This window comes from Streptomyces sp. NPDC085900, assembly GCF_044540925.1.
Lineage (GTDB): Bacteria > Actinomycetota > Actinomycetes > Streptomycetales > Streptomycetaceae > Streptomyces > Streptomyces gilvifuscus.
This window is the reverse complement of the sequence record NZ_JBITSP010000001.1, coordinates 318,106-337,466: the sequence shown is the minus strand read 5'-3', so window position 1 is coordinate 337,466 and position 19,361 is coordinate 318,106. Positions and strand designations below refer to the sequence as shown.

Annotated in this window: 19 protein-coding genes; 11 read left to right on the top strand and 8 right to left on the bottom strand. The window is 74.7% G+C overall.

Annotated elements, in window-relative coordinates; translation table 11 throughout:
- Positions 1 to 77 precede the first annotated feature (77 nt).
- The 6 genes from ACIGDI_RS01495 to chpG form a co-directional block, all read right to left on the bottom strand.
- Positions 78 to 590 (bottom strand): hypothetical protein, encoded by a 513-nt coding sequence (locus tag ACIGDI_RS01495; RefSeq protein WP_399888886.1) that lies wholly within the window; start codon positions 588 to 590, stop codon positions 78 to 80.
- Positions 591 to 714: 124 nt separating this feature from the next.
- The gene (locus ACIGDI_RS01490) at positions 715 to 1,326 is read right to left on the bottom strand and encodes a vitamin K epoxide reductase family protein (RefSeq protein WP_399888883.1); all 612 of its coding nucleotides are present in this window, start codon (positions 1,324 to 1,326) and stop codon (positions 715 to 717) included.
- Positions 1,327 to 1,330: 4 nt separating this feature from the next.
- The gene (locus ACIGDI_RS01485; RefSeq protein ID WP_399888880.1) at positions 1,331 to 1,831 is read right to left on the bottom strand and encodes a DUF5949 family protein; all 501 of its coding nucleotides are present in this window, start codon (positions 1,829 to 1,831) and stop codon (positions 1,331 to 1,333) included.
- A gap of 188 nt (positions 1,832 to 2,019) precedes the next feature.
- Positions 2,020 to 2,304 carry a hypothetical protein gene (locus ACIGDI_RS01480; protein ID WP_399888878.1) on the bottom strand — a complete coding sequence of 95 codons (285 nt, stop codon included), beginning with the start codon at positions 2,302 to 2,304 and terminating at the stop codon, positions 2,020 to 2,022.
- Between the two features lie 112 nt (positions 2,305 to 2,416).
- Positions 2,417 to 3,157, bottom strand: coding sequence for a hypothetical protein (locus ACIGDI_RS01475; protein ID WP_399888875.1), 741 nt, complete (start codon positions 3,155 to 3,157; stop codon positions 2,417 to 2,419).
- Between the two features lie 192 nt (positions 3,158 to 3,349).
- Positions 3,350 to 3,589, bottom strand: a complete 240-nt coding sequence (gene chpG / locus ACIGDI_RS01470; protein WP_058925214.1) for a chaplin ChpG — start codon at positions 3,587 to 3,589, stop codon at positions 3,350 to 3,352.
- 250 nt (positions 3,590 to 3,839) lie between these two features.
- On the opposite strand from chpG, the gene ACIGDI_RS01465 reads away from it, so the two are divergent.
- The 9 genes from ACIGDI_RS01465 to ACIGDI_RS01425 are packed head-to-tail and all read left to right on the top strand — an operon-like array spanning position 3,840 to position 14,228.
- A complete protein-coding gene (locus ACIGDI_RS01465; protein ID WP_399888872.1) occupies positions 3,840 to 4,940 on the top strand; it encodes a DUF3344 domain-containing protein in 1,101 nt (366 codons plus the stop codon).
- 47 nt (positions 4,941 to 4,987) lie between these two features.
- Positions 4,988 to 6,163 (top strand): glycosyltransferase, encoded by a 1,176-nt coding sequence (locus ACIGDI_RS01460; protein WP_399888869.1) that lies wholly within the window; start codon positions 4,988 to 4,990, stop codon positions 6,161 to 6,163.
- A complete protein-coding gene (locus ACIGDI_RS01455) occupies positions 6,160 to 7,584 on the top strand; it encodes an exopolysaccharide biosynthesis polyprenyl glycosylphosphotransferase (RefSeq protein ID WP_399888866.1) in 1,425 nt (474 codons plus the stop codon). Before ACIGDI_RS01460 ends, ACIGDI_RS01455 begins: the two co-directional genes overlap by 4 nt.
- A 6-nt stretch (positions 7,585 to 7,590) precedes the next feature.
- Positions 7,591 to 8,892 (top strand): O-antigen ligase family protein, encoded by a 1,302-nt coding sequence (locus ACIGDI_RS01450; protein WP_399888863.1) that lies wholly within the window; start codon positions 7,591 to 7,593, stop codon positions 8,890 to 8,892.
- Complete coding sequence (murJ, locus tag ACIGDI_RS01445; protein WP_399888860.1) at positions 8,889 to 10,577, top strand: murein biosynthesis integral membrane protein MurJ; 1,689 nt, start codon at positions 8,889 to 8,891, stop codon at positions 10,575 to 10,577. Before ACIGDI_RS01450 ends, murJ begins: the two co-directional genes overlap by 4 nt.
- Positions 10,567 to 11,334 carry a polysaccharide deacetylase family protein gene (locus ACIGDI_RS01440; protein ID WP_399888857.1) on the top strand — a complete coding sequence of 256 codons (768 nt, stop codon included), beginning with the start codon at positions 10,567 to 10,569 and terminating at the stop codon, positions 11,332 to 11,334. Before murJ ends, ACIGDI_RS01440 begins: the two co-directional genes overlap by 11 nt.
- A gap of 1 nt (position 11,335) precedes the next feature.
- Positions 11,336 to 12,481, top strand: a complete 1,146-nt coding sequence (locus ACIGDI_RS01435; RefSeq protein WP_399888854.1) for a glycosyltransferase — start codon at positions 11,336 to 11,338, stop codon at positions 12,479 to 12,481.
- Positions 12,478 to 13,134, top strand: a complete 657-nt coding sequence (locus ACIGDI_RS01430; RefSeq protein ID WP_399888851.1) for a lipopolysaccharide biosynthesis protein — start codon at positions 12,478 to 12,480, stop codon at positions 13,132 to 13,134. The genes ACIGDI_RS01435 and ACIGDI_RS01430 overlap by 4 nt, the downstream gene beginning before the upstream one ends.
- Complete coding sequence (locus ACIGDI_RS01425) at positions 13,131 to 14,228, top strand: GNAT family N-acetyltransferase (protein ID WP_399888848.1); 1,098 nt, start codon at positions 13,131 to 13,133, stop codon at positions 14,226 to 14,228. The genes ACIGDI_RS01430 and ACIGDI_RS01425 overlap by 4 nt, the downstream gene beginning before the upstream one ends.
- Positions 14,229 to 14,250: 22 nt before the next feature.
- Here ACIGDI_RS01425 and ACIGDI_RS01420 read toward each other — a convergent pair whose 3' ends face one another.
- A complete protein-coding gene (locus tag ACIGDI_RS01420; RefSeq protein ID WP_399888845.1) occupies positions 14,251 to 15,555 on the bottom strand; it encodes a glycoside hydrolase family 26 protein in 1,305 nt (434 codons plus the stop codon).
- 120 nt (positions 15,556 to 15,675) lie between these two features.
- Here ACIGDI_RS01420 and ACIGDI_RS01415 point away from each other — a divergent pair, with 120 nt between their 5' ends.
- Complete coding sequence (locus ACIGDI_RS01415) at positions 15,676 to 17,049, top strand: ATP-grasp domain-containing protein (protein ID WP_399888842.1); 1,374 nt, start codon at positions 15,676 to 15,678, stop codon at positions 17,047 to 17,049.
- Positions 17,049 to 18,335 (top strand): FAD-dependent oxidoreductase, encoded by a 1,287-nt coding sequence (locus ACIGDI_RS01410; RefSeq protein ID WP_399888840.1) that lies wholly within the window; start codon positions 17,049 to 17,051, stop codon positions 18,333 to 18,335. The genes ACIGDI_RS01415 and ACIGDI_RS01410 overlap by 1 nt, the downstream gene beginning before the upstream one ends.
- Positions 18,336 to 18,418: 83 nt before the next feature.
- Here the strand turns inward: ACIGDI_RS01410 and ACIGDI_RS01405 are convergent, their stop codons facing one another.
- Entirely contained in the window at positions 18,419 to 19,327 is a 909-nt protein-coding gene (locus ACIGDI_RS01405) for a chaplin (protein WP_399890442.1), read from the bottom strand.
- Positions 19,328 to 19,361 lie beyond the last annotated feature (34 nt).

Sequence of the window (19,361 nt, the reverse complement as noted above, 5' to 3'; positions counted from 1 at the left end):
CTGGTCACCCCCGCGGGCCCGGGCCCCCGGTTCCCGGACCCCGGGGCGCGCGCGGGGAGCGAGGCGTCGGCGCGGCCCTACAGCCCCGGGCCCAGGCCCAGGTCGGCGCCGGGCACGGTCTGCAGGACCGGGGCGAGGAGGCCCGCCTGCGGCAGCTTGGCGTCCGGCAGACCGAAGTTGCCGGGGTTCGGCCGGGTCAGCGGGGCGTCCACGGTCAGGCCGGGCGCCAGGGTGCGCAGGTCGGAGGCGGGGGCCTCGACGCCCACGTGGTCGAAGGAGTCGCCGAGGGCGTGCGGCACGGGCGCGCGCAGGCCGGCGCCGGGCAGGCCGCCGGTGATCGGCAGCTGCGGCAGGGTACGCGCCGGGAGGAGCCGGCCCTCGACGAACTGGGGACCGTCCGGCTTGCCCGGCTTCGGCAGCGGGATCTCGCCGCTGACGCTCGGCAGCTCCATGTTGAGGGTCTTCTCCGCGCCCTTCAGCGGCACGGGGACCGGGACCGTGCCGACCGCCGCGGCGGGGGCGGCCGCCCCTACGGCGGCCGCGACGCCGGTGACGACGGCGGCAAGGGTTCCTCGGGTGGTCGACTTCATGACAGGTGCGGTCCCTTCCAGGGTTCGGAGGCTCAACGTCCGTACCGGGTAACGATGCTGGGCCGCCGACCAGCGCAAGAATCCCCCGAGTGCCGCAGTAGTACGACGAACCGACGTCCGTCGGTCAGCTCGTCCAGAAGTCCCACCAGCGGGTGAGGACCAGCATGCCGACGACCCCGGTGTGCAGCAGCGGGGGCGCCCAGGCGAACTCGTCGAAGAACGTCCGTACCGCCGCCGGCGCGGGCAGGAACCGGTGGCGCACGGCATGCGAGGTGACGTACCAGAACAGCCAGATCGTGGCGACCCACGCCAGACAGCACCACAGGCACAGGGCGTTGATCCGGTACAGGGACTGGAACTGCAGCCAGGACACGAACCCGATCCCGAACAGGCATCCGGCGTCGAAGGTCAGCCAGTACCAGCGGGGGAAGCGGGCGCCGGCGAGGACGCTCATGCCGACGCAGACGACGATGCCGTAGGTGGCCAGGCCCAGCATCGGGTTGGGGAACCCCAGGGCCGAGGCCTGGTCGCTCTTCATGACGCTGCCGCAGGACACCACGGGGTTCAGGCTGCAGCCGGGGGTGAAGTCCGGGTTCTGGAGCAGCTTGAACTTGTCGAGGGTGATGACCCAGGAGGCCAGCAGTCCGGCCGCGCCGGTGACCACCAGCAGCAGGGCGAAGGCGCGGCCGCCGCCCGAGGTGCGGGCCGGCTCGCGGGCGGGCTGCCCCGCGGTCACGGCGTCAGGCGCGCAGGCTGCGGGCCGGCAGTACGAGGTGCGCGGCGGCGTCCAGGGTCTCGTCGGCGTTGACGAACTCCGCCAGTTGCTCGGGCTCGACGGACTTGCCGAGTTCGGCCTCCGGCCAGGGGCGCGTGGTGAAGATCAGGTAGGCGAAGCCGCGTGCCGCGACCGCCTCGAGCCACTCCGGCGGCACGGTGCACTGGGCCCGCAGACCCGGCATGGTGACGACGGCCTGGCCCGCGACGACGAGCATGCTGACCGGCAGGCTGGGCCGGGCGATGCCGTCGACGAGCTCCCGGCCGACCGGCAGACCGTTGTCCGTCAGCAGCCGCTCGACGGCGGCGGACGTCGTCTCCGGGCCGCCCTCGGCGTTCCCCAGGGAGCACACCAGAAGGTGGGGGATGTCGACGCCGGCGGCGTTCTCGCCGCTCCAGGGGAGGACGACGAGCGTGCCGAGGTCGGCGGAGCGGAAGGGCCGGGTTTCGCTTGAGGTTGAGGTCACCGGGCGACCATATCGACGGCCTCGACGGCGACCTGACGCGTTCTCACCCGACTGGGCGAGGGCCGGCCGGGTGTCCACACGAACGAGGGACGGGGCTCGAACAGCGCGAAGGCCGATCCCGTGGCCCGACGCGAGGCCACCCGGAATCGGCCTTTCCCGGGGTGTCCCGGGTTTCCGACGAGGAGGTCTCAGCCGCCCAGGGCGGGCAGGGCGCCGACGATTCCGCCGTTGTTGTTCAGCGTCTTCGTCGCGCCGCTGACGGTGCTGAGCGCGGAGTCCTTGTTCTCGGTGTCGAGCGAGTCCGACTGGTGCTGCAGCGGCATGACGTCGATGGGACCCTTGGTGAGCGCGTTCACGGCCCCGTTGAGGCTGGTCGGCGTGAGGTCGGCGCTGTTGTAGGCGAACGCGGGCGCTGCGGCACCGGCGAGGACCAGGGAACCGGCAATGACGGCGGCGGCCTTGAGGGTCTTCATCGTGTTCCTTTCATCGGCAACTCACGTCACCCAGGGGATTCTGACGCCATGTCCAACGAGGGGCGTCCGGCGCGGAAACTCCCCTGCCGAGTCCTCATATGAGATCCCGGTGTCAGTTCGGCAGGCCGGCCGCCGGCACGCTGGGCAGGCCGGTCAGCGTCGGTGCGGGCAGCTTGCCGTCGAGCAGGGTCGCGGCGATGGCGTTGACTAGTCCCGTCACGGAGGCGTCGACGGCGGAGGCGGCCTCGTCGGCGTCGCCGGTGGTCGCCGCCGCGACCAGATCGTCGATGGCCTTCCGCAGCGACGCCAGCGCGTCCTGGAGCACGTCGGACGAGGGCGCCCCGACGTCCGTGCCGCTCTTGACGAGCGCCGGCAGCGTGGTGGCCTGCGCGGCGGCGGGGAGCACCGGCGTCGCGGGCGTGAGGGGCGGCGCGGGCGTGGCCGGGGTCGCGGGCGGGGTCGACGCCGCGGGCGTCGCGGGTGCGGCCGGCGTCGTGGGCGGGGTCGGCGTGGTCGCGGTGCTCGGTGCCGTCGGCATCGCCGCGGTGACCTTCGCGATGGCGTCCTTCACGGCGGTGGAGAGCTCGGCCGCCTCGGTGTCGGAGAGCCGGCCGTTGTCGGCCTGGAGGACGGAGGACAGCAGGTCGGTGACGGGGGTGAGCACGCCGCCGAGTCCGGACAGGCTCTGCACCTGACCGAGGAGCGTGTCCGCGCCGGGGACGGGCGTGCGGGACTCCGCGTGGGCGCGCTCCGCGGCCGGGCCGGCGGCGACGGCGGCCGGAGCGGCGATGCCGACCAGGAGGGCGGCGCAGAGTGCGGTGGACGCGATGCGCCGTGCGGGCAGAGCACGCATGGGTGTTCCTTTCGATGAGCGTCGGATCTACGCCCACCGTGAATTCACCCCTTGCGCCCTGCAACCGGAGCGGTGTTCGGGCCAATGCCGCGGGCCTTCACCCGCATCGCCCGTTCGAGGGAAAGCGGACCGGCCGCGCCCCCGTGGAGGAAGAACGGGAGGGCGGCCGGCCGGGGAAGTGACGCGCGAACGTCAGTCGTTCTCGCACTGGTTGCCGAACGCCGGGTTCAGCAGGCCGATGACGTCGACGGTGTTGCCGCAGACGTTGACCGGAACGTGGACCGGAACCTGAACGACGTTGCCCGACAGCACGCCCGGGGAGTGAGCGGCGGCGCCGTGCGCGTCACTGTCGGCGGCGGCGATGCCCGCACCACCGGCGACGGCCGCGGCGGCAACGGAGGTCAGGGCCAGGCCCTTCGCGATACGCGACATGGAGAGGTGCTCCTTGGGTTGTTGCAAACACCCGGGCGGATGCCCGGCGCTGTGTCAACGCGTGACGCCCACGCGGGTTGTGCCGCCGATGGGGTGAACTGTCCGGAGCCCGACTTCACCGATCCGACACAACTGACCGTTTTCACCTGATTAGTCGGGAAAGCGGCTAGAGTTGCGGCCTCCCGGCGCCCCGCGGGCGGTACTTCGCCCGGACCGTGCGCCGTCGTCTCCGGAAAGGGCACCGCCGGTCATGCGTACTTCCCCGGTCCCGCTGCTGCGCCGCGCGACGGCGGGATTCGCCGCCCTGGTCGCCCTGTGCGGACCGGCCCACGCCGAGGTGGCCGCACCGGCCCCGCCGGCCGCTCAGGCCCAGCGCCTGCCGTTCACCGAGCGGTACCGCGCGCTCCAGCACGGCGGCATCGTGCGCGCGGCCAACACCTCCGTCAGCTGCCGCACCACCGGCATCGCCGCCGCACCCTCGTGCCCCACGGTCCGAGCGGGCGGCAGCGGCGCCAACGACGCCTTCGACATGTTCTACGTCGACGTCGACGACGACCCCAACACCTACAACTCCTCCCGTGCCGAGGTCCGGCTGCCCGCGGGCTCCCGGGTGACGTACGCGCGCCTGTACTGGGGCGGGAACCTGCGCGTGGGCGAGCAGAAGCCGCCGCGGGACAACGGGCGGGTGCTGATCGCCGAACCGGGCGGGGCGTACAAGGCCCTCCTCGCCGACACGGTGGTGGGCCACCGGGTGGCACAGGGAGCGGACGCCTTCCAGGCCTCGGCGGCCGTCACGAAGCTGGTCCGGGACAGCGGTTCGGGGATGTACACCGTGGCGCAGGTCAACGCGGCGATGGGGAGGTCGGCGGCCGGGGCGTGGGGCGGCTGGACGCTGGTGGTGGCCTACGACAACCCCCGGCAGCCGCTGCGGCACCTCGCCCTCTGGGACGGCTTCGAGACCCTGAACGGCCGTACCGGCCAGGAGGTCCGGCTGCGGGGACTGCGGCTGCCGGCACACGGCGCCGGCCGGGCGGGGCTCGTCGCGTACGACGGCGACCGCGGCCGTACGGGTGATTCGGTCACGGTGTCCACCGGCCCCGGACGGACGACCGCCCTCACCACCCCGGCCGACCCGCGCGATGACGTCCTGAACTCGACGATCTCCGAGGCAGGGGCGTCCGCGCCGGAGCGCGAGCCCTCCTACGCGAACACGCTCGGCTACGACTCGGACGTGTTCGAACTGGGCACCGCTCTGCGGCGTGGCGGTGACCAGCTGGCCTTCCGGCTCGTTTCCCAGCGGGACGCGGCATGGGCCGGCGCGCTCTTCGTCGCCGTCGACGCCCGGCAGTAGACGCGTTCCGCCGTCCCGAGCACGTCCGTGAGCGAGGAAGCCCCGCAATGCACCAGTCAGCTACCGGCCCCGGGCCGCGGGTCCTGCACCTCACGCAGCCCGTGGACGGCGGGGTCGCCCGGGTGGTGACGGACCTGGCGCGGGCCCAGCTCGCCGCCGGTCTGAACGTCACGGTCGCCTGTCCGGCCGGCCCCCTCGATGACGGCCTGCGGGCCCTGGGCGCGGACGTACGCCCCTGGGAGGCGACACGCTCCCCGGGCCCGACACTCGTTCGAGAGGTACGCCGGCTCGCCCGGGTGATCGAGGACGTACGGCCCGATCTGGTGCACGCGCACAGCGCGAAGGCCGGGCTGGCCGGGCGGCTCGCCGTACGGGGGCGGATTCCGACCGTGTTCCAGCCGCACGCCTGGTCGTTCGAGGCGGTCGGCGGGGCCACGGCGGCCCTCGCGCTCCAGTGGGAGCGGCGCGCGGCGCGCTGGTCCTCGCGGACGGTCTGCGTCAGCGAGGCGGAGCGCCGGACGGGCCTGCGGGCCGGCATCCGGGGGCGCTGGAGCGTGATCCCCAACGGGGTCGACACCGAGCGCTTCTGTCCCGCGACCGCGCACGCCGTACGGGCCGGTCTGCTTCCCGACGTCGATCCGGCCGCGCCGCTCGTGGTGTGCGTCGGACGGCTGTGCCGGCAGAAGGGGCAGGACGTCCTGCTGCGGGCCTGGGAGGCGGTGCTGCGGCGCGTGCCGGACGCCCGGCTGGTGCTGGTCGGTGACGGGCCGGAGCGGGAGAGGCTGCGTGCCGCGGCCCCCGGACCGGTGGTGTTCGCCGGGTCCTTCGCCGACGTCGTGCCCTGGTACCAGGCCGCCGATCTGGTCGTCCTGCCGTCCCGCTGGGAGGGCATGGCGCTCGCCCCGCTGGAGGCGATGGCCTGCGGCCGACCCGTGGTGGTGACGGACGTGGACGGCGCCCGGGAGAGCCTGCCGTCCGCGCTCGCCGACCGCTGCCTGGTGCCCCCGGAGAAGCCGTCGGTGCTGGCCGCCGCCGTCGCCGGACTGCTGCTCGACCCGTCGCTGCGCGAGTCGCTCGGCCGCCGGGGGCGCCGTTACGTCCTGTCCACGCACGACGTGCGGCGCACGACCGAGGCGGTGGCGGACCTGTACCGCGGCCTGCTCGGCGCCGAGCCCGCCGCGCGCTACGTGTCCACCGAGTGCAGGGAGCCCATCCACTCGTGACCGCGGAAAGCACCGTTCCCTCCCCCGGCGGGCAGGCACGGGACCTCGGATTCTCGCCCGTATCGGTCCTGCCGCCGCGCGGCCCGGCGGCCGGTTTCCGGTTCCCCGCCCGCCGCCCCCCGGCCCGCCCCTCCTCACCGCTTCCCCTGCTCACCGCGGACCTTCTCGCGGCCCTGGCGGGGGCGCTCGCGCTCGGCGAGGCCCAGCGCCGGCCGCTGCTCGTGGCACTGCTGGTGACCGCGTCGATACTGCTGCGCCCCCAGGCGTCCGCGGCGGTGACCGGGATCCTCGACGAACTGCCCGCCGTCTGCGCCCGGACCGGCGTCGCCTGGCTGGTCCTCGCCGCCGCGGTGGCCTCGTACGACACGGACCGGGCGCTCGGCCCTGCGACCCTCGTCCTGGGCTTCCTGCTGCAGTCCGCGGCCGGCTGCGCGGGCCGTGGCGCGGTGCGCCGGCAGCAGCGCGTGGCCCTGCTCGCCCGCCCGCGCGCCGCCCTCGTCATCGGTCCGGCGGCGACCGCCCAGCGCGTGGCCGCGGCCGTGCTGCGCCACCCGCGGTGCGGGGTGCGGCCGGTGGGGATCGTCGCCGAGCAGCCGGACGGCGGCGAGGGCCTGCCGGTGCTGACGACCGGCGAGGCGGTGGAGCGGGCGCTCGTCCAGAACGGCGTACGCGACGTGCTGACCGTGCACCCGTCGGTACGGTCCCGGCAGGGGCCGCTGCTGCGGGCGCTCGCCGAGTCGGGCTGCACGGTGTGGGAGATCGACGCGAACTCGCCGTCGTACGAGGCGGGACAGCGGCTCGCCGGGTTCTCCTGCCGGCGTCTGGTGATGGGCTCGCGGCGCCGGGGCAGTGCCGGCAAGCGGGCGCTGGACGTGGCCGTGTCGGGGACGCTGCTGCTGCTCGCCGGTCCGCTGCTGCTGGGGTGCGCCGTCGCGCTGCGGCTGAGCAGCGGGCCGGGCGTCATCTTCCGGCAGGAGCGGATCGGCAAGGACGGCAAGCCGTTCACCCTGCTGAAGTTCCGCACGCACCGGCCGGTGGACGCGCACGAGGCGGCGACCCGCTGGAGCGTGGCGAACGAGCACGACATGCCGTGGCTGTGCCGGCTGATGCGGCGCACCTCCCTGGACGAGCTGCCCCAGCTGTGGAACGTCCTGCGGGGCGACATGAGCCTGGTCGGACCGCGTCCCGAACGCCCCTACTTCGTGCACAAGTTCAGCCAGACCTACCCCGGTTACGCGGCCCGCCACCGGATGCGGACCGGTATCACCGGCCTCGCGCAGGTCCACGGGCTGCGCGGTGACACCTCGATCGAGGACCGCTGCCGGTTCGACAACGCCTACATCGACGACTGGTCGCTGTGGCAGGACATCTGCATCCTGCTGCGCACCGCGGCCACGCTCGTGCGTCCGACGGGGAGCTGAGCGCGGATGAGTCACGCGCTGACGGTGCCACCGGCCCGGCGGCTCTCCCCCGTCCTGCCGGTATTGGCCGTCGTCGCCCTGCTGGCGCTGCCGGTGGCGCCGACCGCCGAAGGCGGTGCGGGACCGGCCGACGCGGTGTCCGGCCTGGTGGTGCTGTACTGCGTGGTCCGGCTGCTGCGGGAGCGGCGCCGGCCCCTGTCGCGCGGGGCGGCCGTGATCCTCGGCCTGCCCGTGGTGGGGCTGGCCGTCGCGGCGACGGGGGCGTCCACGGCGACGGCGGGGCTCGCCGGCCTCGGCCGCTATCTGCAGGTCTTCGTGCTCGTCCCGGCGGCCGTGCTGCTGCTCGTCAGGGACCGGAGCGACTTCCGGCTGCTGGCCTGGGCGCTGGTGGCCCTCGCCGGCTGGGAGGGCGCGATCGGGGTGCAGCAGTACCTGACCGGCACCGGCGCCTCCTACCAGGGCCGGGACATCCGGGCCGTCGGCACCTTCGGGGTGACCGACGTGATGGGGATGGCGACCGTGGTCTCCTTCGGGCTGGTGTGCGCGCTGGGGCTCGCCCTCGGCCGAACGCCCTTACGGCAGCGCCTGGTTGCCGCCGGATGCGCGCTCCTGCTCCTCGTGCCGCTCGCGTTGTCCTTCAGCCGGGGCGCGTGGATCGCCACGGGCGTGACCTGCACGGCGCAGCTGGTGCTGGCGGGGCTGCGGCGGGCGCTGGCGGTGGGGGCCGCGGCGGCCGCCGTCGGCGTCATCCTGGTGGGCGGCTTCGGCGTCGGTTCGGCGCAGCTGCAGGAGCGGGTCGACAGCATCACGCGGGTCACCGACGCGCCCGACCAGTCCGTGACCGACCGGTACACCATGTGGTCGGCGGCCGTCGACATGTGGCGCGAACGGCCGCTGACCGGTGTGGGGTTGAAGGGCTTCCCCGAGCACCGCGACGGGCACGCCTCGCTGGCGCTGTCCGCGGGCAGCGACACGGAGGGCGCGGGCGCCGCCTTCCGCAAGCAGCCCCTGCTGTCCCCGCACAACATGTACTTCCTCGTCCTGGCCGAACAGGGCCTGATCGGGCTTCTCGCCCTGGTGGGCAGCTGGCTGGCGCTGCTGGTGTGCGGGCTGCGGGGGCTGGCGCGGGTGCGCCGGCACGGGCCGGGGCTCGACTGCGCGCTCGTCGGCTGCGGGCTGCTGGTGTGGCAGCTGACCGACTTCGCGTACGCGGACATCGGCGGGCCCTCGACGGTGCTGACCGCGGTGTGCTTCGGGGTGATGGCGTGGTGGGCGCTGGCCGGTTCCCGAGAGGCGTCCGCCGTATGACGGTGACGCCGTCCCCGGGCGCGGGGACCTCCGGCGCCGAGGGCACGGCGGCCGTTCCGGCGGCGCGGACCCGGCCCGCCGAGGAGGCCGAACTCGCTCCCGTCTCACGGCGTTTCCTCGCCAAGGCCACCGCGGTCACCGCCGCCCTCTCCATCGCCGGGGCCCTGCTCGGGCTGGTGCGGGACCAGTCGCTGGCCCGGCTGTTCGGGGCGGGCAGCGCGACGGACGCCTTCCTGGTGGCCTGGACCGTGCCGGAGTTCGCGGCCACGCTGCTCATCGAGGACGGGCTTGCCTTCGCGCTGATCCCCGCGTTCAGTCTGGCCCTGTCCCGGCGGGCGCAGGGCGCGCCCGGAGACCCGGTCCGGGCGCTGGTCGCCGCCACCCTGCCCCGCCTCGCCCTCGGCTTCGCCGCCGCGTCCGCGCTGCTCGTCGCCACCGCCCCCTACCTCGTCGAGGCCCTGGCGCCGGGCCTGCCCGATCCCGCTCTCGCCGTGGACTGCACGCGGCTGACCGCGACCTGCGTGCTGAGCTTCGGGCTCGCCGGGTACTGCAGCGCGATGCTGCGGGCGCACCGGCGCTTTCTGATGCCGGGCGCGATCTACGTGGCGTACAACACCGCCATCATCACGGCGATGTTCGCGCTGGGCGGCCACTGGGGGGTGCGATCGGCCGCCGCGGGTGTCGCTGCGGGCGGGGCCTTGATGGTGGCGGTCCAGCTCCCGGCGCTGTGGCGGCAGTTGCGTCGCGGACCGGTCGGCCCGCGGGAGGACGCGCAGGATCCGGAGCGGGCGGTGCCGCTGGCTCTGGTCGCCAGCGTCCTGCTCTTCGCGCTGTGCCGGCAGTCCCAGGTCCTGGTCGAGCGCTTCCTCGCCTCCACCCTCCCGGCCGGGGCCATCTCGCACCTGAACTACGCGCAGAAGGTCGCCCAGATCCCGATGACGCTGTCGCTGATGCTGTGCACGGTCACCTTCCCGGTGGTCGCGCGGGCGCTGGCCGACGGCGACACCGAGCGGGCCCGCGGCCGCGTGGAGCGGGATCTGGCGCTGGCCGCGTGCACGGTGCTGCTCGGCGCGGCCACGGTGATCGCATGCGCCCCGCAGATCATCGAAGTCCTCTTCCAGCGGGGCGCGTTCACCGCCCGCGACACGGCGGCGACCGCCGGCGTCATGCGCGTGTACGCCCTCGGGCTGCTCGGCCAGACCCTGGTCGGCGTGCTGATCCGCTCGTACTTCTCGGCGGGCCGCGCCACCTGGTACCCGGTCTGCGCGATGGCCGGCGGCATCGTCGTCACCTCGTGGTTCGGCGCGTGGGCGGTGGGCCCGTGGGGCGTGTCCGGGATCGCCGCCGCCAACGCCTCCGGCATCACGGTGACGGCCGCCCTGCTCCTCGCCGGCATGGGCACGACGCACCGGGGTCGCCACCGCGGCATCCCGGTGCGGGTCCGCGAGGTGCTCAGAGGGGTCGGCCGGCCGGTGCGCGCGGCCGCGGTCGCGACACCGGCGGGCTGGCTCGTCGCGGGCCTGGTCCCGGCGCCGCTGCCGGCACTCGTGGCCGGGGCGGCGACCGTGGGCGCCGTGTTCCTCGTGCTCGGCCTGGCCCTGGACGCCCAGGGCTGCGCCTCCGCACTCCGTTCCGTACGGGCCGCCACCCGTGCCGTCACCCGAAGGCTCCCCCATGGCCGCTGACTCCGACCGCACCCGTACGGCGCCCGAGGCCCCTCCACGCCGGCAACGCCCCGTGCTCTGGGTGGCCATGTACCACTCGGTGGGCGACCGCTCGAACGACCCGTACCGCGTCACCGTCACTCCCGACCGGTTCGAGCGGCAGCTGAGGTGGCTGGCCGGGCGCGGCCTTCGGGGCGTGTCCGTGGCCGACCTGCTGGCTGCGCGCGCAAGCGGCCGGGGCGGCGACCTGGTCGGGCTCACCTTCGACGACGGCTACGCCGACTTCCTCACCGACGCCCTGCCGGTGCTGCGGCGCCTGGGTTTCGGCGCCACCCTGTTCGTGCTGCCGGGCCGGCTCGGCGGTGACAACGCCTGGGACCCGCTCGGCCCGCGCAAGCCGCTGCTGACCGCGGACGGCATCCGTGAGGCGGCCGCGGCGGGCATCGAGATCGGCTCGCACGGGCTGACGCACACCGACCTGACCAAGGCGGACGACGACCGTGTGAAGGCCGAGGCCGTGGAGAGCCGGGCCCTGCTGGAGGACCTGCTCGGCGCCCCGGTCGACGGCTTCTGCTACCCCTACGGCTCGCTCGACCGACGGGCCGTCGACGCCGTCGGGGAAGCCGGGTACCGGTACGCCTGCGCCATCGACCCCGGCCCGCTCACCGGCCCGCTCGCCCTCCCCCGTCTCCACATCGGGCAGGAGGACAACGCCGTACGGCTCTACCTCAAACACCGGCTGCACCGCCTGCGCCGCCGTCCCGTCGAGGGCTTGTGACATGCGGAGCCTGCATGTCATCACCGGCCTCGGAGTGGGCGGAGCCGAGCAGCAACTACGGCTCCTGCTGCGCCACCTGCCCGTCGACAGCGACGTGGTGACCCTGACCAACCCGGGCGCCGTCGCCGATGGGCTCACCGCGGACGGGGTACGGGTCACCCACCTCGGCATGGCCGGCAACCGCGACCTCGGCGCCCTGCCCCGCCTGGTCCGGCTCATCCGCCAGGGCCGCTACGACCTCGTGCACACCCACCTCTACCGGGCCTGCGTCTACGGCCGGCTCGCCGCGCGGCTCGCGGGTGTCAGGGCGATCGTCGCCACCGAACACTCCCTCGGCGACACCCAGATGGAGGGACGCAGGCTCACCGCGGGCGTCCGCGCCCTGTACCTGGCCAGCGAGCGGCTCGGCCGGTCCACCGTCGCCGTCTCCCCCACGGTCGCCGAGCGGCTCAGGCGCTGGGGGGTGCCCGCGCCGCGCATCGAGGTCGTCCCGAACGGCATCGACCTGACCCGCTTCCGCTTCGACGCGGCCCAGCGGCTGCGCACCCGGCAGCGGCTGGGCCTGCCGGAGGACGCCTACGTCGTCGGCGGCATCGGCCGGCTCACCGGGGCCAAGCGGTTCGACGTGCTCATCCACGCCCTCGCGCAACTGCCGGACCACTGCTGGCTGTTGCTGGTCGGGGGCGGGCCCGAGGAGCACGTCCTGCGGCGCACCGCGCACGAGGCCGGGGTGGCCGACCGCGTCCTGTTCACCGGCGAACGGCCCTACGTCGCCGACGGCTCCCCCGGCCCCGACCTGCCCTCGCTCACCTTCGCGATGGACCTGCTCGCCTCGCCGTCCCCGGAGGAGGCCTTCGGTCTGGCGGTCGTGGAGGCGCTGGCCTCCGGACTGCCCGTCCGCTACGCCTCCTGCCCGGCGATCGAGGACCTCCCCTCGACCTCCGCGCCGGCCGCCCGCCGGGTGACCGGCGGCGCCGAGGCGTTCGCCCGGGCACTGGCCGCGGCCCGCGCCGAGGGCCCCCGCCCGCGCACCGCGCCCGAGGCCGCCCACCACTACAGCATCACCCGCAGCGCAGCACGGCTCATGGACGTCTACGCGGCGGCCCACTCCTCGCCCCCGTCACCTCACGGAGTCAGTTCCTCATGACCGAGAACCCCAGCGGCCCCCGCCGCACGTCCCACGCGCTCGGCCCGGCCAGGTCCCTGCCGGCCTGGTCCCTGCTCGCCGTCGGCGCCCTCGCCGGCGGCCTGATCGGCGGCACGTACGGCCTGGTCAGGACGCCTACGTACACGGCGACCAGCTATGTCGTGGCCGTACCGACGCAGAAGTCCGACTCCGCGACCGCGCTCGGTTTCGCGCAGGCCTACGGACGGGTCGCCACGCAGCTCGCGGTGCTCGGGGACGCCCAGGTGTGGGCGGGCGTGTCGGTGCCGACGCTGAAGTCGAGTGTGCAGGCGGCGACTTCACCGGACGCGCCGATGGTGGCGATCACGGCGACCTCCTCGCAACCGCAGCTCGCCGCCGACATGGCCGACGCCGTCTCGCGGGCGCTGACCCGGCACGCCAACGACGCCAAGGCCGACACCGACGTGGAGCTGCGCCAGTTCGCCCGCGCCGTCAAACCCACGGAGCCGTCCTCGGCGTCCCCGGCGGTGACGGGGCTGGTGGGGGCGAGCGCGGGCGGTCTGCTGGGCGGCCTGGCGCTGCTGGTCCGGCCCCGTCGGACCACGGACGCACCCGGGCGGCCGGCCTCCGTGCCGAGCCCGGCCACCGCCGCCGACGTGCACGGGCAGCTGTGAAGTACTCCGTCGAGGTCGTCACCGACGAGCCCGGATTCGCCGAACTGGGCCCGCAGTGGAGCCGGTTGTACCGCGGGTGCGCGGCGGCGACCCCGTTCCAGAGCCACGCCTGGCTGCACTCGTGGTGGCTGTCCTACGGCCGCCGCGGCCGGCTGCGCCTGCTGCTCGTCCGCGACGGCCACGACCTCGTCGCCGCCGCCCCGCTGATGCGGGTACGGCGGCCGGTGCCGGCGCTCGTGCCGCTCGGCGGCGCGATCTCCGACTACGGGGACGTGCTGGTGGACGACGAGCGCGGCGAGGAGGCGGTGGGCGCGCTCACCGAAGCGCTCTGGTCGGCGGCCCGCACCGCGCTGGTCGACCTGCGCGAGGTCCGGCCCGGAGCCGCCGCCGAGGGGGTGTACGCCCGGTGGGGCGGCCCGCGCCGCCGGGTGGACGACTCGCTGTGCCTGGAGCTGCCCGCCGTACCCATGGACGAACTGGTCGCCCGGCTGCCCTCGGCGAAGGCCCAGCGGGTGCGCGCCAAGCTGCGCAAGCTCGCCGCGCTCGGCGTCGAGCGGCACGTCGTACCGCCCGACGAGGTGGACAAGGCGCTGCGCCGGCTCGTCGAACTGCACCGGCTGCAGTGGCAGGGACGCAAGGTGACGGGTGAGCACCTGCGTCCCCGCTTCAGCGAGCACCTGGTGCGGGCGGTGGAGGCGATGGTGCGGTCCGGGGACGCGGTGGTCACCGAGTTCCGGCTGGAGGACGACGTGGTGGCCGTCGACCTGACCCTGCTGTCCCGGCGGCTCGCGGGCGGCTACCTCTACGGCGCCCACCCGTGCCTGCGCGAACGCAAGGCGGACGTGGCGGTGATGCTGCTCGACGCGTGCGCCGAGCAGGCCCGCGGCGACGGGCGGGACACCCTGAGCCTGCTCCGCGGCGACGAGCCGTACAAACGCCACTGGCGTCCGGAACAGGTCGGCAACCAGCGGCTGTTGCTCGCCCGGCGGCGCACGGCCCCGCTGCTGTCGGCGGCCCTCGGCGACGTGGCGGCCCGGCGGCGGGGCAAGGAACTGGTGCGACGGTGGAGGGAGCGCGGTGGCGACGGGCCGTGACCGACCCGCCGCCCGCCGGGGTTCACCGGGTGCGCGACCACCAGTCGAGGCGCAGGCACAGCTTCCCGCCGAGCCAGTACTCGACCCAGTCGCCCAGGTTCAGCGGCGAACAGCTGGGCGCGGGAGTGGGGGTGGGTTTCGGGGTCGGTGTCGGCGTGGTGGGCTTGGTCGGCTCCGGAGTCGGCTCCCCGGTGCGGCCGGTGAGCACGGACCGGTAGACCTCCGACGACCTGGGGTTGTCGGCGCACTGCCAGACGCCGTGCGGGCAGTAGTCGGTCACCGTGTTGTACAGCGGCTTGTGCGCGTCCATCCACGCGAGCATGTCCCGCATGTACTCGGCATTGTCGCCGTTGCGGAAGAGCCCCCATTCCGGATAGGAAATGGGTTTCTTGTGGGCCTTGGCGAAGTCCACCTGCGCCTGAAGGCCGTACGGCTCTTTCACCTGCTGCTCGAAGGACAGTCCGCGCGGCTGGTCGTACGAGTCCATTCCGATGATGTCGACGGTGTCGTCCCCGGGATAGCACTCGGTCCAGGGAACGGCGTCCCGGCCACGGCTGGGAGCGAAGTCGAAACGGAATTTCTGCCCCGGCACCGCACGCATGGTGGCGACGATCCGGTTCCAGTAGGCCTTCCACGCCTCCGGGTCGGGGCCGCAGCGGTGGGTGTAGGTGGTGCCGTTCATCTCCCAGCCGAGCACGATGACCGTGTCCGGGGCCTTCAGCGCGACCAGCCGCTCGGCGAGCGCGCGGAAGTGGTGGTCGAACCGGCCCGTGGCGGCCCGGCGCAGCAGCAGTCGTACTTCCTCGTCGGAGACGTCGTTCTCGTTGCGCTCCATCATCGGCACGTTGAGGACGAGCATCCGGTCGGCCTTCTGCGCGCGCCAGTCCGCCCAGACGTCGAGGAAGCCGTGGCCGCCCTCGATGTTGGACCAGCGGTCGCCTGGCAGGTAGGTGTGACCGACGCGCAGGTCGGCCCCGCCCAGCCAGCGGCTGAGGTCGGCGATCCGGGCCACGCCGGGGGCACCGGAGTCGAGGAAGGCGCCGAACGAGGCGGCGTACGTCGCCGTCGGAGCGGGCGTGGTGGGCGTGGTGGGTGTGGCCGGGACCGACGGGGTGGGTGTGGTCGGGACCGACGGGGTCGGCGTGAGCGGGGTGGCGGGGACCGGAGGGGCGGCCGGGCCGGTCGTGGGCGCCGGAGCGGGAGGGTCGGTGACCCGCGCCGTCCCCGCCGCGAATCCCGGCCCCGCCGCCAGGGCGGCCGACGCGGCGGCCGTCACGGTGATGACCGCCAGCCGTCGCAGACGGGCCCGTCGCTGCTGTGAGGACATGCCTGCTCCTTTCTCTCCGATAACTGACACTCAGTCACGAAAATATGAAGTTCGCCACCTCATTACGGCTTTCGAGTGCACCGATCGCCCGCCCGAGTGAAACGACCGAAGGAAATGCCCGTGTCGCTGCTCGACATCCGAGTCCCCGCCGTTCTGCTACGGATCGACCGGAATCCCTTTCATCACGGAACGCTGGGGGCCGTACGCTCGCTCGGCAGGGCGGGGGTCGAGGTCCATCTCGTCGCGGATTCCACCGGAAGTCCGGTACGCAAATCCCGTTTCGTACGGCGCATGCACCCCCCGCCGCCGCCCGGCGCGTCCCTCGGTGACATCGCTGTCGCGCTGCGCCGGATCGCCGCCGGGGTCGCCCGTCCCGCCGTGCTGATCCCGATGGACGACGCGAGCGCCGTCGCCGTGAGCCGGCTGCGCGAGGAGCTGGCCCCCGCCTATCTGCTGCCGCAGCAGCCGGGCTCGCTGCCCGAACGCGTCGCCGACAAGGCGGAACTGGCCGCGCTGTGCGCGTCGGTGGGCGTCCCGCACCCGGAGACGGTGATCCCGGAGAGCGCCGCCCACGCGGTGCGCGCCGCCTGGGGACTCGGGCTGCCGGTGGTCGCCAAATGGAGCCGGCCCTGGCTCGTGCCCACCGGCGCCGGACTGCGCAGCACGGTCGTGCTGCGTTCGGCGCGGGAGGCCGGGGAGCTGTACCAGCGCAGCGAGGAGGCGGGCAGCCCGCTGCTGCTGCAGGCGTTCCTGCCACCGGGGCCCGACCGGGACTGGTTCTTCCACGGGTACGCCGACCGGTACGGGGTCGTCCGCGGCGGCGGCCCCGGCGTGAAGTCACTGGCCTGGCCGCGGGGGGCCGGACTGACGGCGGTCGGCCGCTGGGCGCCCAACCCGCAGGTGCAGCTGCTCGCCGAGCGGCTGGGCGGGGAACTGGGCTACCGCGGCATCCTCGACCTCGACTTCCGCCGCTGCGGCGCCACGGGGCGTTACCACCTCCTCGACTTCAACCCGCGCCCCGGCGCGCAGTTCCGGCTGTTCACCGACTCGGCGGGGCTGGACGTGGTCCGCGCCCTGCATCTCGACCTGACCCACCGTCCGCTGCCGGACGGACTGCCGCTGCCGGGGCGGGAGTTCGTGGTGGAGAACTACGCCCCGCTGAACGCGCTGCGGCCCGCTCCGGCCGGGCGCGAACTGGCCTGGCACGCGCGCGACGACCGGGGGCCCGGCAGGGCGATGTGGGGCCTGTGGGCCCGGCATGTGGCGGGGCGGCTCCTGGCTCGCGCACGCGGGCCCGAGGCGGCCGTGCCCACCCCAGTCCCCGTCCCCGTACCCGCGCCCTCGCCCGCCTCGGGGCCCACGGCTCTGTCCACCGAACTGTCCGACCGCGTGTCCGCCGACGTCCGCGAAGGGGGCCGCGAAGGGGGCCGCGAAGGGGGCCGCGAGGACCTCCGCGACGGCGTCTCCGACGACGAGAAAGCGAGCAGTTGCTGATGTACGACCTGCTGGTGGTGGGCGCCGGGCCCTACGGCCTGTCCATCGCGTCCCACGCCGCGGCCGCCGGGCTGCGGCTGCGCGTCCTCGGCCGTCCCATGGCCTCCTGGCGCGACCACATGCCCCGCGGCATGTTCCTCAAGTCGGAGCCGTGGGCGTCCAATCTGTCCGACCCGGCGGGCCGTTGGCGCCTGGACGGGTACTGCGCGAGCCAGGGGGTGACGGCACGGCACGGGGAGCCGATCCCGGTGGAGATGTTCGCCGCGTACGGCTTGTGGTTCGCGCAGCGGGCCGTGCCGGAGGTCGACGAGCGCACGGTGACCCGCGTGTCCGCCTGCCCCGGCGGATTCGAGGCGGTGACGCGGGACGGTCAGGTCCTGTCGGCTCGTACGGTCGCCCTGGCGGTCGGTGTCACACCGTTCGCGGAGATCCCGCCTGCCCTGCGCGGCCTGCCCCCGTCCCTGGTCTCGCACAGCGTCGACCACCACGACCTCGCCCGCTTCCGCGGCCGGGACGTCACGGTCGTCGGCGGTGGCCAGGCGGCGCTGGAGACTGCGGCCCTGCTCGCTGAACAGGGCACGCGGGTACGGGTGTTGGCGCGGGCCGAGAGCCTCTCCTGGAACGACGTGCCACCGCCCTGGGAGCGCTCGTGGTGGCAGTCGGCCCGCGCCCCGCACAGCGGCCTGGGCTGCGGCTGGCGCAACTGGTTCTACGCCGAACGCCCCGGCCTGCTGCACCGCCTCCCCGAGCCGACCCGGATCCGCATCGCCGCGACGGCCCTCGGCCCGGCGGGCGCCTGGTGGGTGCGGGAGCGGGTGGAGCGGGCGGTGGAGGTCCTGCCGGGCCACGAGATCACGGCGGCGCGGTCGGTGAACGACGGGGCGGGGGTGCGGCTGGAGGTGGTCCACCGGACCGGCGCCGAGAGTCCTGCCCCGGCCAGGTCCCTGGAGACGGACCACGTCATCGCGGCCACGGGCTTCACCGCCACGTGCGACCGCCTGGCGCTTCTCTCCCCCGACCTGCGCGCCACGCTCGCCAGGACGGCCTGCGGCTCGCCCCGGGTGACCGCCGGCTTCGAGTCCTCACGCCCCGGCCTCTTCCTGGCCGGCCTGATCACCGCGCCGGACTTCGGCCCGGCGATGCGGTTCGTCCAGGGAGCGACGTACACGGCGGAGACCCTCGTACGGGGTGTACGGCGCCGGCTTCGGGCCGGGGGCACGGGAGCGGTGATTCCCGCGCCCGGGAGGGGTGGCCGCAGCGAGGCACCGGCGGGTGCGCGCCGCTGACCGTGCCCGGCGGCGGGCCGCCGTGCGGCCGGAGCCGGGCCGGAGCGCGGGTGCCGGACGTGGCCTGTCCGGCACCCGGCGCACTACCGGCGCGAGGCGGCTCGGCCCCGGCGGTACAGCACGACACCACCCGCGATCATCGCGGCACTGGCACCCGAGGCGGCCAGCATGGCCTGGGCGCCGGTGTGGGGCAGCTGGGGCGGAGGCGTGTGGCCACCGCCGCCGGAGGGCGGGGTGTGGTCGCCGCCGGGCGGAGGGGTGTGATCCCCACCGGGGGGCGGCGTGTGGTGGTCGCCGGGGGGCGGCGTGTGACCCCCACCAGGGGGTGGCGTGTGGTCACCGCCGGGAGGCGGCGTATGCCCCCCACCGGGCGGAGTGCCCCCGCTCCCGCCACCACCGGGCGGCGGCGTGTGGTCACCACCAGGAGGCGTACCCCCACCTCCACCCCCACCGGGCGGCGGAGTGTGGTGGTCGCCGGGCGGCGGGGTGTGATCCCCACCAGGGGGCGGCGTGTGGTGGCCACCCGGCGGCGGCGTGTGGTCACCGCCGGGAGGCGGAGTGTGGTGCCCACCGGGCGGCGGCGTGTGGTGGCCCCCCGGCGGCGGCGTGTCGTGGTCGCAGGGAGGCGAGGTGTGGTGGTCGCCGGACGGCGGCTGGTCGCCGTACCCGCCACCCCCGCCGCCTCCGCCCCCGCTCCCGCCGTACCCGGAGTCGTCGCCGTAACCCGGGCCGCCGTCGCCGTGGTGGCCGTGCGAGCGGTGTTTGCCGGAACCGGACTCGCCGGCGCAGGAGTTGCCGAACGCCGGGTTGAGGGCGGCGGCCACGTCGACGGAGTCGCCGCAGGCGTTGAGCGGTACCTCGACGGGGGCTTCGACACCGTTGCCGGAGGCGACGCCGGCGGATTCCTTGGCACCCCCGGTCGTGTGCGTGTCGGCGAAGACAGGGCTGCTGCACAGGGACAGAATGCTTGTCGCGGCGGCGGCCGCGACCATTCCCCTACTCAGGGTCTGTCGCAATCTCGTTGTC

Coding starts and splice junctions, on each gene's coding strand:
- ACIGDI_RS01495 (WP_399888886.1), bottom strand. CDS start 590: ATGAAGTCGACCACCCGAGGAACCCTTGCCGCCGTCGTCACCGGCGTC.
- ACIGDI_RS01480 (WP_399888878.1), bottom strand. CDS start 2,304: ATGAAGACCCTCAAGGCCGCCGCCGTCATTGCCGGTTCCCTGGTCCTC.
- ACIGDI_RS01475 (WP_399888875.1), bottom strand. CDS start 3,157: ATGCGTGCTCTGCCCGCACGGCGCATCGCGTCCACCGCACTCTGCGCC.
- chpG (WP_058925214.1), bottom strand. CDS start 3,589: ATGTCGCGTATCGCGAAGGGCCTGGCCCTGACCTCCGTTGCCGCCGCG.
- ACIGDI_RS01465 (WP_399888872.1), top strand. CDS start 3,840: ATGCGTACTTCCCCGGTCCCGCTGCTGCGCCGCGCGACGGCGGGATTC.
- ACIGDI_RS01460 (WP_399888869.1), top strand. CDS start 4,988: ATGCACCAGTCAGCTACCGGCCCCGGGCCGCGGGTCCTGCACCTCACG.
- ACIGDI_RS01450 (WP_399888863.1), top strand. CDS start 7,591: ATGAGTCACGCGCTGACGGTGCCACCGGCCCGGCGGCTCTCCCCCGTC.
- murJ (WP_399888860.1), top strand. CDS start 8,889: ATGACGGTGACGCCGTCCCCGGGCGCGGGGACCTCCGGCGCCGAGGGC.
- ACIGDI_RS01440 (WP_399888857.1), top strand. CDS start 10,567: ATGGCCGCTGACTCCGACCGCACCCGTACGGCGCCCGAGGCCCCTCCA.
- ACIGDI_RS01435 (WP_399888854.1), top strand. CDS start 11,336: ATGCGGAGCCTGCATGTCATCACCGGCCTCGGAGTGGGCGGAGCCGAG.
- ACIGDI_RS01430 (WP_399888851.1), top strand. CDS start 12,478: ATGACCGAGAACCCCAGCGGCCCCCGCCGCACGTCCCACGCGCTCGGC.
- ACIGDI_RS01420 (WP_399888845.1), bottom strand. CDS start 15,555: ATGTCCTCACAGCAGCGACGGGCCCGTCTGCGACGGCTGGCGGTCATC.
- ACIGDI_RS01410 (WP_399888840.1), top strand. CDS start 17,049: ATGTACGACCTGCTGGTGGTGGGCGCCGGGCCCTACGGCCTGTCCATC.
- ACIGDI_RS01405 (WP_399890442.1), bottom strand. CDS start 19,327: ATGGTCGCGGCCGCCGCCGCGACAAGCATTCTGTCCCTGTGCAGCAGC.